General features: G+C 42.3%; 1 protein-coding gene. It reads left to right on the top strand.

Features of this window, described 5'->3' with window-relative positions:
- Positions 1 to 281, top strand: a 281-nt coding sequence (locus tag FKR84_RS13455; RefSeq protein ID WP_233357785.1) for a hypothetical protein, incomplete at both ends; no start/stop codon positions are given.

Here is a 281-nt window from a genome sequence, read left to right as displayed (position 1 = left end):
AAGTGGTGATAATGCTTGGGATTATAGCCTTAACGGTGATTATGCCGCAGACTCTGCTGGAGATTATACTCCGGGAGGCGGCACTAATTACGCTTGGCTAGATGGTTCTGACAATGGTAGTGGAGAAGTGAGTACACTTACCTCTCCTTTAATTGATGTTTCAGGTTTAACGACGCCAGCATTGGTTTTTGCGCTGTTTAGTCACAATACAGATGATGGCGCTGTTAATGTTGTAGATGTAGAAGTTTATGATGCTACCAGTTTAGATTGGATTAACGTTT

Source organism: Haloflavibacter putidus, assembly GCF_006546625.1.
Classification (GTDB): Bacteria; Bacteroidota; Bacteroidia; order Flavobacteriales; family Flavobacteriaceae; genus Mesonia; species Mesonia putida.
Note: the sequence above shows the minus strand (reverse complement) of the source record. Positions and strands in the feature narration are given on the sequence as shown.